A 15,241-nucleotide genomic window follows, 5' to 3' on the forward strand; every position below is an offset into this window, starting at 1 on the left:
AATTACCATTCAGTATGGAAGATTCCTTCTTTGTCGATACGTTCGTATGTGTGTGCTCCAAAGTAATCTCTTTGTGCTTGTATAAGGTTGGTTGGTAAAGTTTCGCTTCTGTAGGCATCAAAATAAGAAAGGGTAACTCCGTAAACCGACATTGGGATTCCCTTGTCAATTCCAATTTTAACCACTTCCCGCATTGCTTTTTGATGTTTATTTAATCCTTTCGCAAGATTTTTATCCAATAATAAATTAGGGAGCTCTTTGTTTGCTTTGTATGCATTTCTAAAATCCTCCAATACGGCAGCGCGAATAATGCAACCACCACGCCATATTTTGGCCACTTCCTCTAAATTTAATCCATAATCGAACTCTTTGGAAGCAATGGTGAGTTGGGCCATCCCTTGCGCATAAATGGTTACCATGGCAAAGTAAAAGGCGTCTTTAAAGAGTGCCGTAACGTTTTCATTACTTAAGTCTTTAGCATCGCCATTCCATGTATAGGTTTTAGACGCTTGTACTCTTTCTTCTTTGTATTTGGAAATATCACGCATGTTCACCGCCAGATCGATGGAAGGGACGGGGGCTTGGATATCCATAGCGTTTTGGGAAGTCCATTTTCCGGTACCTTTAGATTTGGCGGTATCAGAAATTAAGCTTACCAAGCGTTTTCCTGTAATATCATCATCTTTTTTAAGTATGGCTGCTGTAATCTCAACTAGATACGATTGTAGTTCACCTTGATTCCAAGATTCGAAAACCTGTTGTAATTCGTCATCTTCAAAATTAAATCCGCGTTTTAAAACGTCGTAGGTTTCTGCGATTAATTGCATAATGGCATACTCAATTCCATTATGAACCATTTTTACGTAGTTTCCAGCAGAACTACTTCCTAAATAAGTAACACAAGGCTCTCCATTTACTTTGGCCGCGACAGCTTCAAAAATAGGGCGCAATCTGTCATAAGCATTTTCGTTGCCTCCAGGCATCATGCTGGGGCCAAAACGGGCACCTTTTTCTCCTCCAGAAATCCCCATTCCGAAGTAATTAATTCCTTTAGCATTTAATTCTTTCACACGTCTATTGGTGTCTTCGAAATAAGAATTTCCACCGTCTACCATAATATCCCCTTCTTCTAAATAGGGAAGAAGTGAGTTTATAACGCTATCTACAGGTTTTCCAGCGGGAACCAAAAGCATTATGGCCCTTGGCTTTTTTAAGAGTTGTATAAATTCCTTAGCATCAGTAGTTCCTTTGATGTCGTGTTTGGCATCGGCCTCTTTTTCCAGGGAAGCAGCTTTTTCTGCGTCGAGATCCAGTCCTGCTACCGAAAAGTCATGATCTGCCATGTTGAGCAATAGATTTCTACCCATTACTCCAAGTCCTACCATACCAAAGTCAAAATGTCCCATGTTTACTATTCTTAGTTTATATCTTTAAAATTCTTTTTTTCAATATTTTTCACCTTGTCCAACCTTCGTTTAAACCGCTCTTCATCTTGAAACTCGGCTTTTAAAAAAGTTTCTGTAAGCTCCCAAATAAGCGCAGGCCCGATGACTCTTCCGCCAAGGCACATTAAATTCATATCGTCGTGTTCCACTCCTTGGTGTGCCGAATAATTTTCCGTGATTAGTGTAGCTCGAACCCCGGGAAATTTATTGGCTGCTATGGAAACTCCCACGCCACTGCCACAAATGGCAATACCTTTTTTTATTTTTCCTTCGGAAATTGCCTTGGCCAGGGGAACTATAATATCAGAATAATCGTCATTTTTATCATAAGAATGTGCTCCAAAATCCTCAAATAGGTATTTGTGATCAGATAGAAGTGCTTTGAGCTCTTCTTTTCTATCAAATCCTGCATGGTCTGCTGTAATTCCTATTTTCACTGAAAATTGCTTATGAAATTATCGTTGTAAATTGAATGGATAAAATTACGTATTTCTACGTGATTTGGGCAATTTTATTTCGTTATATAACGATAGTTTAACCAAATAGTGATTTATGTAAATATCCTTTGCCCACCAAAGGCTAAATATGCCTGACTGTAATTTTAGGGTACAAGAGAATAATACATGGTGAAAACTGCCAAAAAACATCCGCTTCCTTTTTGGCCTTTTGTATCTTTGAAAGAGTTCTTTCTATGGTAGTGCTTCGAAATATATTTCGTAGAAAAATATTCATGATAATGGTAGAAGTATCGATGAGAATACCATTGGATGTCGCCAAAGGCCAAAATGTTATTATTTGGATTTATACACTATTACTTTAAAAAATAAAGGTTAAGCTGAAAACTAAATGGAGAAAAATCACTTTTATAAAATTACTGTTCAATGGACAGGTAATTTAGGGAAAGGTACTAGAAATTACCGTTCTTATACTAGGGATCATAAAGTTGAAATCGATGGGAAACCCGACATTTTGGGTTCTTCGGATCCAGCTTTTCTTGGGGATAAAAACCGACACAATCCAGAGGAGTTCTTTCTGGCATCTATTGCTAGCTGCCATATGTTATGGTATTTGCATTTTTGTGCAGTAGAAGGAGTTGTAATTACCGATTATAGGGATTTGGCAGAAGGGGTCATGGAGGAGGATAAAAGTGGGAGTGGGAAATTCACCAAAGTTGTTTTAAGGCCTCAGGTAGAAGTTTTTTCTGCTGATATGAAAGAAGAAGCTATAAAACTACATGCCAAAGCAAATGACTACTGTTTTATAGCTAATTCATTAAATTTTCCGGTAGAACACAAACCTGTTATTTCAGTCATGCAGTGAGTTGCAGACAGGTATAAGGTTGTTTAATTCTTTTTCAACATTTCTGGGGTGGCTACCGTTCTAAAACCTAGGTGTTCTTGACCCGAATCTAGAGACGTCGCCATTCTGGCAGAGATGCGATAACTGGCGCAATATGTATCGCTGCATAAAAAAGAACCTCCCTTAATTACCCGCTCATCAGACAATGGCGTATTCGGGTTGTAAGATGTGGTGGCACCTTCTGGATTTGTAACTTCTCCTTGCTGTAACAATTCACTATAATAATTAACGTTAAACCAATCTTTGGTCCATTCCCAGACATTCCCAGACATTTCATAAAGCCCGAAAGAGTTTGGAGGGAAAGATCTTACTGGGGCTTTATTTTCGTAACCATCTTTTTTATCGTTGCGGGTTGGAAACTCCCCGTCCCAAGTATTTGCCTCATCGTTTAATTTTTCTATATCGTCGCCCCAGGCATACATAGAGTTTTTGGTTCCCCCGTGTGCGGCCCATTCCCATTCGGCCTCTGTGGGGAGCCTTCTACCTGCCCATTCGCAATATGCAATTGCATCTTCATAAGCGATGTGTACTACGGGGTAATCTCCCTTTCCTTCAATGGAGCTCCCTGGACCTTTTGGGTGTTTCCAATTGGCGCCAACTTTCCATTCCCACCATTGAGAGAAGTCATATAAATTTGGGACACTGGTTTTTGTTTTCTTGAAAACCAAAGATCCTGGACGTAACAGGGAGTCGTGTGGTTTTGGGGTTCCTGGAGGAACTTGTTTTTTTATGTCTTCCCACTCTATTTTCCGTTCGGCCACGGTAACATATCCCGTTTCTTCCACAAACTTTGCATATTCGTCGTTGGTTACTTCTGTTTCATCCATGTAAAAACCATCTACTCGAACTGGGTGTGCAGGTTTTTCGTGACTTAGCGCGAATTCATCATTTTCCCTTGCTCCTTGGGTGTAGCTGCCCCCGGGAATCCAAACCATGCCTTCCGGGGTTTTTATATCCTTGGGTTTTTCAGTTAAAACTTCAGCAGGAGCCTCAGCTTTAATAACTTCAGCGGTAGATTTTTTATCTTGTTTGCACTGTGTGAAAAAGACGCCCAAAAATATGATGGGAAGTATACGGAATGAATTCATCTTAAATTTTTGATTAGAATAATTCCAAACTTACGAAAGTCTTTTTAAAAATTGCAGCTTTCCTATCTTAAAAAACGGTTTGGCCCGCCGTGGTTTTAAGAGGATATAATTTTGTGCTTTTTAATAAAATCGGGATCAATTTGTACTCCTGCACCATAGCCTGTTGGGATTTTTATTTTTCCATCTTTGGGCACGAGGGTGGAGGTATTACAAGCGAAAGGGATGTTGGTGGAAATACCTTTGAATTCGTGATAGGGCCCCGCATTTGGTAATGCCGATACAAATTGCATCATATAAAGGTACCCCAATCCTGTGCCCGAAATATGAGGCGTACAAACCAAGCCACGGGATGCTGCCATTCTAGCTACTTTCATGCAGCGGATCATTCCGCCAAAATAAAACAAGTCTTGCTGTACCATTTGAATGGATTGGGTAGCGATAAGCCATCGGAAATTACGGATACTCACTTCACCTCCCCCAGAACCAATCGGGATTTTTAAATTTTCTGCTACCTTTTTCCAATCTTCATAATAATCGGTGGGAACTGGCTGTTCAAAGAGGTCTATTTTATTTTCCTCTAAAATCCTGCCTATCCTAATCGCTTCCTTAGCCTCATAACTGCCATTGCAATCCGCATAAATGGTTATAGTGTCGTCAAAAGTCTTTCGAATCAATGGGATGAGCTTTTCTGTTCTGCCTTCCGGCTGTTCTGGAATGTTTCTTCTTCCGCCTATTTTGAACTTCACCGCTTTCGCATTGGTTTCCTGCTGAAGGTTTTTGATATTTTCAATACTTTCTTCAGCAGATTTTCCGCGGTTGTTGTTGGCTTGATAAATGGCAATATCTTTGTGTTCAATTTCCCCAATAAGTTGCCCCATAGTTACTTCAGCGATTTGTCCGAGCATATCTAAAATCGCCATTTCTACTGTTGCCAAGGGAATCCAAAGCGCATATCCTTGATATTTGTAATTGTTTTGATAAAGCAGGACATCCTCGACCAACTGATCCAAGTTCCGGGCATCTTTACCAATAAAAAACGGATTTATTCTTTGGGTTTGGATAGGGTAGAGATGTGGCATTCTTATATTATGTCCAACGCAAAAACCTTCAGCCCCATCTTTAGAACGAACCTTACAGATATAATTCCCTTGGTACTCCAAAAGTTCGCAAGCTTCAATAATAACTGGGTTTTTAAACAATTGTTTTTTTAGAACAGGACGATTTAAGGCGTCATCCAGATCGGAGTAGTCCGGAAATATTTCTTTTTCCTTTCCATTTTTGGTTTGACAAGCATTTAAAACGGAAATTCCCAATCCTGCTGCCAGTCCAGTTTTTACAAAATCCCTACGTTTGGTACTCATAAATTGGTTGTTGTGGTTAATCTTTTATAAAACTAATCAATATTGTTTAAGATTGAGTTGTATTGATATTTTCTGATAACCAATAGTTAAAATATGATAAGGATGTCACTTTCCTTTTTTAATAACTTGCCACCGATGAATTAAGATTTTATACCGATGAAGTTTTTAAAGATTTTTTTAGTAGGAAGTGTGGTCTTAGGCTTTTTAAGCTGTAAGAAGACAGAAAAAAAGGAAGCTAATACCGAGGCAGAAGTTACTGCTGAGACAACCTATAAAACGCCTGTTTCTTTATATGGTGATTTACAAATAGAGGGGGCTCATTTGCAAAGTGAGTGTGGAAAACCTTTACAGTTGGCAGGGATGAGTTTGTTTTGGCATGCTTGGCAAGGAAAGGAGTTTTGGAATGAGCAAGCATTTAAAAAATTACGGGACGATTGGAAAATACAGTACATACGCGCTCCAATGGGTATCGAATTCCGGGATAATTTTATTGAAAGGCCAGAAGAATCTGAAGCGCAAATGCGTACAGCCATAGAAGCAGCTATTGCCACGGGACTCTATATTATTGTAGATTGGCATGCCCATGATGCCCACCCAGAAATGGCAAAAGATTTCTTTTCTAAAATAGCGAAGGATTATGGTAAGTATCCAAATGTTATTTACGAGATTTTTAATGAACCTACTGGAAGATCTTTTACAGATATCGACGAAACTTGGCCAGAACTAAAAGAATATTCAAAAGAACTAATTGCTACCATCAGGGAAATCGATCCCGATAATATTATAATAATACCAACTCCATTCTGGGATCAGCTCACCGATCAAGCAGCTGATGATCCTATTAAGGTGGATGCTAATGGGAATCCTGTTTCCAACATTGCGTACACCTTGCATTTTTATGCGGGTCAGCACAAGGAAGACGTACGAGACAAAGCTACATACGCAGTTAATAAAGGATTGCCTATTTGGATTACTGAATTGGGCAGGGTAGGAACCAATTTTGGGAAGTCAAGAGCAGAAAATGCGAACCCAATAGATACGGTGTCTTTTAACAAATGGATGGAATGGGTGAACAAACACAATATTAGTTACAGTAAATGGTCTTTAAGCACCAAAGATGAAATGAGTTCTTCATTTTATGAAAGTGCCGACCCTAAGGGTAACTGGACAGATGAAGATCTTACAGATGAAGGGAAGTGGAATAGAAATTATTTTAGGGAGCGTTATGCGCAAGGATGGTCGGAGGGTTGTAACTAATTACAACCTTTCTTGCTTTTCTACTCTTTAAACGTTTTTTTGAACCACCTCAAAAACTTTGCTTCCGTCACATTTTAAGGTTTTGGAAGGGAATTTTAAAAGGAGTGCGTAATCGTGTGTGGCCATTAAAATGGTACGGCCATTCTTATTGATGTCCTGTAAAACCTTCATAACTTCTACACTCGTTTGGGGATCGAGGTTTCCAGTAGGCTCATCGGCCAGGATAAGTTCTGGGTCGTTAAGTAGGGCACGTGCAATGGCGACTCTTTGTTGCTCCCCGCCAGATAACTGATGCGGAAATTTAAAACCTTTAGTGGCCATTCCTACCTTCTTTAAAACTTCGTCTATTTTAGCAGTAATTTTATCTTTGTCTTTCCATCCTGTTGCCTTCAGCACAAACAACAAATTATCGTTGATGGTTCGGTCTGGAAGCAATTTGAAATCTTGAAATACAATTCCCAATTTCCGCCTTAAAAAAGGAATGTCCTTTTCCTTAAGAGTCTTTAAATCGTAATCAACAATAGTTCCAGAGCCTTGGGTTAGCGGTAAATCGCCGTAAAGAGTTTTCATAAAACTACTTTTTCCACTTCCAGTTTTACCGATTAAGTAAACAAACTCACCTCTGGATATGTCTAAGTTTATTTCACTCAACACTAAATTTTCCCTTTGGTAAATCGCTACATCTTTCAGCTCTAAAATTATATCGCTCATTGTTTAATTGTATTCTAATAAAACAAATGTATTTATTTTTTTGTTAGGGAAAGGGCAAATATTGATGTTTTAAAATAGGATTTCAATTTACCACTTCGTAGGGATAAATTACTGCTTGATAAAACGATACTACTATAAACTGCAAAGAAATTAGTTATAATCGAGTTAATAATTTAAGATATCTTAAATTATCTTATCTTGAAAATACTTCCTTTTTAATATTAATTAAATAAAAAAATTAAATTATTTAATAATTATTTGCATATATGTCATAAATTTCATTTTTTTAACAAAACATTAAACTTTTTTAACACTTAAATTTTTTAATCAATGATCAAACAAAATGTTTTCATGTTCGTATGCTTTGTGTTTGCATGTGTTATTCACGTGAGCGCTCAAAGCATTACCGGAACAGTAATTTCGGATAATGATCAAGTTCCGCTGCCTGGCGTGAATGTTCAAATTAAAGGTGAGTCGGGCAAAGGGACTTCTACCAATTTCGATGGTAAATATTCCATAGAGGCTTCCCCAAATGATGTTATTGTTTTCTCTTATGTGGGATTTGTAACAAAAGAAATTTCCGTAAACAACCAAACATCTATAGATGTACAATTGCAATTAGACACCCAATCTTTGGAAGAGGTTGTAGTGGTAGGTTACGGAACACAATCAAAAAGTGATGTAACTGGAGCGATTTCCAGTGTTTCGGGAGATGAAATCTCAGAACTCCCAGTGGCTAGTATCGATAACGCTTTACAGGGTAGGGCTTCCGGAGTTTTGGTGAGTACTCCTTCGGGAACTCCCGGAGCTGGTTTGAGCATGCAGATTAGGGGTAGCACTTCATTATCGGCCAGTAGCGAACCCTTATTTGTAATAGATGGTATACCGATGATCTCCGAAGATCTATCGGGACTCTTTTCAGGAGGACAGAGTACAAACTCTTTATCAGACATAAGTCCTACGGATATCGAGTCGATAGAGGTTTTAAAAGATGCTTCGGCAACCGCAATTTATGGTTCTAGAGGTGCCAATGGTGTAGTATTGATTACTACCAAACGAGGTAAGTCTGGAGCTCCAAAAATTGATTTGAATACTTATTACGGTTTCCAAGATCCTACCAATGTTATCGATATGCAGAGCTCTCAAGAGTTTTTGGAGTTAATGAACGATGCAGCAAGGCAAGATAATAGAGATTTAGGGACTAATTATCCTGAAAACTATGTGTCTGATCTATGGGGGTACGATCCTAATGATCCAGAACTTCAAAACACAGATTGGTACGACGAAATATTTAATACAGCTCCAATACAAAGTATCGATTTATCGGTTTCTGGTGGAAATGAGCGCACGCAGTTTTATACTTCCCTCTCTTATTTCGATCAAGAAGGGGTGCAAACGGGAACTGGTTTTGAGCGATATACAGGAAGAATTAACCTAGATACCCAAGCTACCGACTGGTTAAAATTTGGTTCCAACTTAATGGTGAGTAGAACGCTTCAAGATAGAACTGTTAACGATAACTCTTTATATGGTGTGGTAATCAATACCTTAGCTGGAGATCCACTGATGCCTGTGCGGGAAGAAGATGGAAGTTATGCAGATCCGTTCAGCTATTTCGGATGGTGGATGCTGGATAATCCAGTTTTGATAGCAGAAGAATATTATCGGACTACCAAAACGTCGAGAGCTTTAGGATCTGTTTTTGGTGAAATAGAGTTTAGTGAAGACTTAAAATTCAGAAGTTCCTTTTCAATTGATTATACCAATCTAGAGGATGAGTCTTACACTCCTATAGTTTCCCGTGAATCTTCCAATGCCGATGCAAACGGATTGGGTACTTACGGAACTACTGTAGATTATACTTGGCTAACCGAGAATTACCTAACTTATAGCAAAAGGTTGGGCGTTCATAACATAAACGCAGTTTTAGGAACGTCATACCAAAGGTCGGAAAGAAACTTTTCTGATATTAGCGCACAAGGTTTTCCTAGCGATCAATTTGTAAAACTTTCCACAGCAGCCAAAGTTACCGAGGGAACTACCTCTGGAACCGAGTGGGGATTGGCTTCTTACTACTTTAGGGCCAATTATGGTTATGACGATAGGTACTTACTAACTTTTACGGGGAGAGCAGATGGTTCTTCCAGATTTGGTGAGAACAATCAGTTTGGTTTCTTTCCTTCCGGTTCTTTAGCTTGGAGAGTTAGCAACGAAGAGTTTTTAAAAGATAATGCAACGCTTTCCAATTTAAAATTAAGAGCTAGTTACGGGGTAACAGGAAATCAAGATGGGATTGGTAATTTTGCTTCCAGGGGGCTTTATGGAGTGAGTGCATACCGCCAAACACCAACGTTAATACCTACTCAATTGAGCAACTCAAATTTGAGTTGGGAAAGTACAACCCAGTTGGATTTAGGTATTGATATAGGTTTCTTTAAAAATCGATTGAACTTAACCGCAGATTACTTTATTAAAAACACCGATGATCTATTGTTAAATCGATTAATTCCTGGAATTTCTGGATTCTCGAGTGTTCTAGACAACATAGGGGAGGTAGAAAACCGCGGATTTGAATTCGCACTTCAAGGTGCCATATTCGATGGTGAATTTAAATGGAACTCTTCCTTCAATATATCCTTTATTGATAACGAAGTTAAAAAACTGGCCGTAGATGAGCAGGTATTAAATGATTCCCACATCCTTGCTGAAGGAAATCCAATAGGGACTTTCTTCTTGATAGATCAAGATGGGGTAGATCCTCAAACCGGAAATATTATCTGGGATGATTTTAATGGTGATGGTTCTATTAATTCTGGGGACAGACAAATTGTAGGGAACGCACAACCTGAATACTTTGGTGGATGGAACAATACCTTTAGATATAAAGGCTTCGACTTATCCTTATTCTTCCAATTTACCGTAGGAAATGATATTTTCAATCATAGTAGAGCTATTTACGAGAACTTAGGGTGGAGTAGAATTGGTACTGGGTTTCCGTTGCCAGATGGAAATAACTATACAGGTGCAGAAGATAGATGGAGAGAACCTGGAGATGTTACAGATATTCCAAGAGCTTCCCTCGAAAACGGGAACTGGAGAGAATATTCTTCTAGATGGTTGGAAGATGGTTCTTTCTTAAGACTTAAAAACCTAAATTTTGGTTATAATTTAAGTAGCAAAGCTGCCGAAAAAGTAGGCTTAAGAAGCCTTCGTATTTACGTTCAAGGACAAAATCTATTGACATTTACAAATTATACAGGATTTGATCCAGAGGTAAATCAAAACTCGAGAAATCCGCTCGTGGGGGGATCCGATTTTGGTACACTGCCACAAACCAAAAGTTATACACTAGGATTTAATATTGGACTTTAAAAAAATGAAGATGAAAAGAATATTTTATACAGCACTAACCTTTATAGCCATGGCATCTTGCGATGTGCTAGAAACCGAACCGCAAACATCCCTAGAATCGGGTTCAGTTCTCGTAGATGCCGCATCGGCGAATGCTATTTTGCTCGGGGCCTATTCCGAAATGCAGGACATTAATTATTATGGGGCAGAGTTTATTTTAAATAACGATTTAATAGCGGATAATTCTGTTTATCAGGGATTTTACGATAGTCAATTGGAAATAGACCAAAAGGCGGTGCCTTATACCAATTTGTGGGTGACCGAATCTTGGGTGGAAATCTATGAAGTTATTAATATTAGTAATTTATTGATAACAGGTGTAGACGGTATTGATGATCCGCAGCTGGATAGGGATTTAGTATATGGAGAAGCTCATGCTATAAGAGCCCTGGCTTATTTCGATTTGCTTAGGTATTTTGGAGAGCATTACAATTTACAATCGGTATATGGATTGCCATTATTATTGGAGCCAATTCCCGATAACGATTTTAATCAAATTCCAAATTTACCTAGAAGTACTGTACAGGAAACGTACAATCAAATCAATAATGATTTAGCTATTGCCATAGACCTTTTACAAGGAACAAGCGATAGTGGTAGAATGAATTATTGGGCAGCGCTAAGTTTAAGGGCGCGGGTAAGTTTATATCAAAAAAATTATTCCCAAGCCTTTCAAGATGCCGATATGGTAATTAAAAGTAGTCCTTTTGCATTGGAGCCGGTATTGGAGGATATTTATAACACTACCGAGGCTTCTGGTGAATCTATTTTTGAAATAGAATACAATGAACAAGACCAAAGTAGTTTTAATACATATACCATACGTCGTGATGAGTATAATGTTGATGAAGACTTATTGGATTTTTTCGATGAGAATGATTTAAGACAAGCTTTTGTTGTTGAAGAAAGAGGGCGTCTGAGAACTGGAAAATATTTAGATCCGGATAATTCAAATAACGCAAAGATATTTAGGTTGACGGAGCTTTACCTTATAAGATCTGAAGCTGCCGTGTTTTCTTCAAATGATCCAAATGCAGGTTCAGCCGACCTTAACGAAATAAGGGACCGTGCTGGTCTTGGTTCTGTAGAATCATTTAGTTCTGTAACAGCTTATACCGATGCATTACTATATGAAAGAAGGGCAGAATTAAATTACGAAGGGCACAGATTTTTCGACCTTGTTAGGTTCGATAGGATAGATCAAGTTTTGGGAATGGAAGATTTTAGAAAAGTTTTCCCATTACCACGTAATGAACTCCAAACGTCTGATGCTTTAGAACAAAACCCTGGTTATCCAAGTAGTTAATTTTTTGATGTTTGAATTAGTTTGGAACCTCCGATGTTATGTCGGAGGTTTTTTTATGCAGTTTTTTCAGTTTACGGCCACTAAACTAATTTTATCCCTTTAGGATAATTATAACAATATTTCCACGTTATAAATACGTTCATTCACTTATTTTTGAATGAAATTATCAGTTATCTTTGGATGAATTTCAGAGATATCGTAGAAATAAATAACTAACAACAATCGACTTTAAAACTCGAATAATTAAACAAGTGTATTAAACCAATTTTTATGAATCTAACTCAAAAAGGGGTTGCCGTGCTCATGGTACTTGGAAGTACTATTTCTTACGCACAAGAATCAAAAATATATACATATCCAGAAAAAGATTTTCAAAAGGCATTAGACCTATATAATAAAAAGCAATACCAGGCTTCCCAGGTTGTTTTTCAGAATGTAAAGAAAAGCACAACAGATGAAGAGGTGGAGGCCAATGCTGCTTATTATATTGCGAATGCAGCTATTAGAACGAATCAATTGGGGGCAGATCAACTCATGGAAGAATTCGTTGCCAAATATCCAACCTCTACCAAACGTGGGTCGGCTTACCTTGATGTGGCAGACTATTACTTCAATCAAGGAAAATATGCCAATGCCCTTAAATGGTACGATAGGGCAGAAGACCGTTCTATGGGCGTTGCAGAGCGTGAAGAATTCAACTTTAAAAAAGGCTATTCTTTATTTGTTTCTAAAAAATATGGATCTGCCCGCGAATATCTAGAAAGGGTCTCTACCTCTCAAAAATACGGGTCACAAGCCAAATATTATATCGGGTATATGGCCTACCAGGGAGACGATTATAATGAGGCCAACCAATATTTCGATCAGGTTTCGGGAAATCAAGAGCTCAATAAAAACCTTTCCTATTACCAAGCGGATATGAATTTTAAGCTTGGAAACTTTGATAAGGCAATTGCCCTTGCAAAAGAGCAACTCCCCAACGCGGATCGCAATGAATTATCAGAACTCAATAAGATAATTGGGGAAAGTTATTTCAATAAAAAGGAGTATGCAACAGCTATTCCTTACCTAAAGCAATATCAAGGTAAAAACGGAAAGTGGAACAACACCGATTTCTATCAGTTGGGATATGCTTATTACAAGCAAGGGGAATACGATTTGGCCATCAATCAATTTAATAAAATTGTAGAAGGTAAAAATTCTGTTGCTCAAAATGCTTACTATCATTTAGGGGAATGCTATCTAAAAAGCAATAAAAAGCAGGAGGCCTTGAACGCCTTTAGAAATGCTTCTCAAATGCCTTACGATGAGCAGATAAAAAAAGACGCTTTTTTAAATTATGCCCGTTTGAGTTACGAAATTGGAAACCCATACCAAAGTGCTCCATTGGTATTGACAAATTATTTAAAGGAATATCCTAAAAGTGAGAATGCTCAAGAAATACAGGAGCTTTTAGTAGATTCGTACATCACCTCAAAAAACTACGATGCGGCGCTTCAGCTGTTAGAAAACAACAAGAGCTACAGCACCAAAACCACTTATCAAAAAGTAGCTTTTTACCGTGGCTTGGAACTGTTTAATGAAGAAAAGTATAACGAAGCCAAGGAATATTTTCAAAAATCAGCTAAAGAACAACAAGATCAGCTTTTTACAGCGAGAGCTACTTTTTGGAATGCAGAAGTAGATTATATTTTAGGGAACTACAACGAAGCGGTAATCGGCTATAAGCAATTCGACCAAAATGCGATGGCGCCACAAACGCCAGAATATGCAAATATCGATTACAATTTGGCCTATACTTATTTTAAGCAAAAACAATACGGCGAGGCATCGGAGCATTTTAAGCAATACATAAATAGTGGTTCAGAAAAAAGCATGGCGCGAACCAAGGATAGTTATTTGCGTCTAGGGGACAGTCAATTTGCAGAAAGACAATACTGGCCAGCAATGGAAGCTTATAACAGAGCTATTGAAATTGGCGGGGACGATGCCGATTATGCTCATTTCCAAAAAGCCATTAGCTATGGTTTTGTAGATAGAAACGAAAAGAAAATAGAGGAATTACAGTCCTTTGTAACCAGGTTTCCAAACTCACCGCTTCGAGACGATGCTTTCTATGAGTTGGGAAATACCTATATAAATAACAATCAAACACAAAAAGGAATTGATGCTTACGGTAGGTTGGCTCAAGAATACCGAATGAGTTCTTTTGTGCCAAAAGCCATCCTTAAAGAAGGTTTAGTGTATTACAACGGAGGGCAAAATGAAAAGGCCTTGGCAAAATTCAAAACCGTTGTAAGCAGCTACCCAAATACACCTGAAGCGCTGCAGGCAGTTTCTACGGCAAAGCAAGTTTATGTGGATGAAGGTAAGGTAGGGGAGTACGCTTCTTGGGTAAAAGGATTGGATTTTGTAAATGTAACGGAAACAGAACTGGAAAGTGCAGCTTTTGAATCTGCTGAACGGCAGTATGTACAAAATAAATCTGCCGCGGCAATAAAAGGCTTCGAAAGCTATTTAAGTCAGTTTCCAAATGGTTCCAACGCACTAAAAGCACACTTTTATTTAGGGCAGCTACATTATAAACAAGGCGACAAAGCAAAAGCATTACCGCATTATGAATATATAGTAAATGAAAAGCGCAATGAATTTTCTGAAGAAGCATATGTAAGGGCTGGAGAGATCTATCTTGAAAATAATAACAACGAAAAAGCCATCACTGTTTTAAAAACATTGGAGCAGGGAGCCGATTTTCAAGAAAACATCATTTTCGCACAGTCGAATATCATGAAGGCGAGTTACGCCATGAAAAACTATCCGCAAACCATTACTTATGCTGAAAAGGTTTTAAAAACCCCAAAAGTAGACGATCGTATCAAAAGCGATGCCTATACTATGATTGCTCGTTCTGCAATTGCCACAGGGGATGAAGCAAAAGCGAAAAAAGCATATGCTGAAGTTCAAAAAATTGCTACTGGGGCTTTGGCTGCAGAAGCACTTTATTACGATGCCTACTTTAAAAATAAAGAAGGCGATTATAAAGCTTCCAACGTTGCAGCACAGCGTTTGGCAAAAGACTATTCGGCCTACAAGGAAACTGGTGCAAAAGGGTTAATAATTATGGCCAAGAATTTTGCGGCAATGGACGATGCTTTTCAGGCCACTTATATTTTACAAAGTGTTATCGACAATTTCTCCCAATATCCAGAAATTATACAAGAAGCAAAAACCCAGCTTTCCATAGTTAAAACTAAAGAATCGCAGCGAAATTCGTCTGTTAACCCAAATCAAAACTAAGCTTGG

Annotated in this window: 10 protein-coding genes; 5 read left to right on the forward strand and 5 right to left on the reverse strand. The window is 38.3% G+C overall.

The features are described 5' to 3' along the window. Window positions 1-2 precede the first annotated feature (2 nt). Complete coding sequence (gndA, locus tag HX109_RS10160; RefSeq protein ID WP_178951629.1) at window positions 3-1,406, reverse strand: NADP-dependent phosphogluconate dehydrogenase; 1,404 nt, start codon at window positions 1,404-1,406, stop codon at window positions 3-5. Between the two features lie 11 nt (window positions 1,407-1,417). Next, a complete protein-coding gene (locus tag HX109_RS10165) occupies window positions 1,418-1,882 on the reverse strand; it encodes an RpiB/LacA/LacB family sugar-phosphate isomerase (RefSeq protein ID WP_178951631.1) in 465 nt (154 codons plus the stop codon). A 409-nt stretch (window positions 1,883-2,291) separates the two neighbouring features. Here HX109_RS10165 and HX109_RS10170 point away from each other — a divergent pair, with 409 nt between their 5' ends. Further along, complete coding sequence (locus tag HX109_RS10170; protein ID WP_178951633.1) at window positions 2,292-2,765, forward strand: OsmC family protein; 474 nt, start codon at window positions 2,292-2,294, stop codon at window positions 2,763-2,765. Between the two features lie 23 nt (window positions 2,766-2,788). Here HX109_RS10170 and HX109_RS10175 read toward each other — a convergent pair whose 3' ends face one another. Continuing rightward, window positions 2,789-3,892: a formylglycine-generating enzyme family protein gene (locus HX109_RS10175; protein WP_178951635.1), complete on the reverse strand. Its 1,104-nt coding sequence runs from the start codon at window positions 3,890-3,892 to the stop codon at window positions 2,789-2,791. Between the two features lie 95 nt (window positions 3,893-3,987). Further along, window positions 3,988-5,253 (reverse strand): mandelate racemase/muconate lactonizing enzyme family protein, encoded by a 1,266-nt coding sequence (locus HX109_RS10180; RefSeq protein WP_178951636.1) that lies wholly within the window; start codon window positions 5,251-5,253, stop codon window positions 3,988-3,990. Between the two features lie 156 nt (window positions 5,254-5,409). Here HX109_RS10180 and HX109_RS10185 point away from each other — a divergent pair, with 156 nt between their 5' ends. Then, a complete protein-coding gene (locus HX109_RS10185) occupies window positions 5,410-6,510 on the forward strand; it encodes a glycoside hydrolase family 5 protein (RefSeq protein ID WP_178951638.1) in 1,101 nt (366 codons plus the stop codon). Between the two features lie 27 nt (window positions 6,511-6,537). On the opposite strand, the gene HX109_RS10190 is transcribed toward HX109_RS10185, so the two are convergent. Continuing rightward, window positions 6,538-7,221: a cell division ATP-binding protein FtsE gene (locus HX109_RS10190; protein WP_178951640.1), complete on the reverse strand. Its 684-nt coding sequence runs from the start codon at window positions 7,219-7,221 to the stop codon at window positions 6,538-6,540. A gap of 330 nt (window positions 7,222-7,551) precedes the next feature. Between HX109_RS10190 and HX109_RS10195 the strand changes: the two genes are divergently transcribed. The 3 genes from HX109_RS10195 (at window position 7,552) to HX109_RS10205 (ending at window position 15,235) form a co-directional block, all read left to right on the forward strand. Beyond that, window positions 7,552-10,593 (forward strand): SusC/RagA family TonB-linked outer membrane protein, encoded by a 3,042-nt coding sequence (locus HX109_RS10195; RefSeq protein ID WP_178951642.1) that lies wholly within the window; start codon window positions 7,552-7,554, stop codon window positions 10,591-10,593. A 10-nt stretch (window positions 10,594-10,603) separates the two neighbouring features. Next, a complete protein-coding gene (locus HX109_RS10200; protein WP_178951643.1) occupies window positions 10,604-11,938 on the forward strand; it encodes a RagB/SusD family nutrient uptake outer membrane protein in 1,335 nt (444 codons plus the stop codon). A 270-nt stretch (window positions 11,939-12,208) separates the two neighbouring features. After that, window positions 12,209-15,235: a tetratricopeptide repeat protein gene (locus HX109_RS10205; protein ID WP_178951645.1), complete on the forward strand. Its 3,027-nt coding sequence runs from the start codon at window positions 12,209-12,211 to the stop codon at window positions 15,233-15,235. The last annotated feature ends 6 nt before the right edge of the window (window positions 15,236-15,241 follow it).

The organism is Galbibacter sp. BG1 (genome assembly GCF_013391805.1).
GTDB lineage: Bacteria > Bacteroidota > Bacteroidia > Flavobacteriales > Flavobacteriaceae > Galbibacter.

Bases quoted from the DNA above. Each gene is read 5' to 3' on its own strand.
- HX109_RS10185 (WP_178951638.1), top strand. From the start codon at position 5,410: ATGAAGTTTTTAAAGATTTTTTTAGTAGGAAGTGTGGTCTTAGGCTTT.
- HX109_RS10200 (WP_178951643.1), top strand. From the start codon at position 10,604: ATGAAAAGAATATTTTATACAGCACTAACCTTTATAGCCATGGCATCT.
- HX109_RS10180 (WP_178951636.1), bottom strand. From the start codon at position 5,253: ATGAGTACCAAACGTAGGGATTTTGTAAAAACTGGACTGGCAGCAGGA.
- HX109_RS10170 (WP_178951633.1), top strand. From the start codon at position 2,292: ATGGAGAAAAATCACTTTTATAAAATTACTGTTCAATGGACAGGTAAT.
- HX109_RS10205 (WP_178951645.1), top strand. From the start codon at position 12,209: ATGAATCTAACTCAAAAAGGGGTTGCCGTGCTCATGGTACTTGGAAGT.
- HX109_RS10195 (WP_178951642.1), top strand. From the start codon at position 7,552: ATGATCAAACAAAATGTTTTCATGTTCGTATGCTTTGTGTTTGCATGT.
- HX109_RS10175 (WP_178951635.1), bottom strand. From the start codon at position 3,892: ATGAATTCATTCCGTATACTTCCCATCATATTTTTGGGCGTCTTTTTC.
- HX109_RS10190 (WP_178951640.1), bottom strand. From the start codon at position 7,221: ATGAGCGATATAATTTTAGAGCTGAAAGATGTAGCGATTTACCAAAGG.
- gndA (WP_178951629.1), bottom strand. From the start codon at position 1,406: ATGGGACATTTTGACTTTGGTATGGTAGGACTTGGAGTAATGGGTAGA.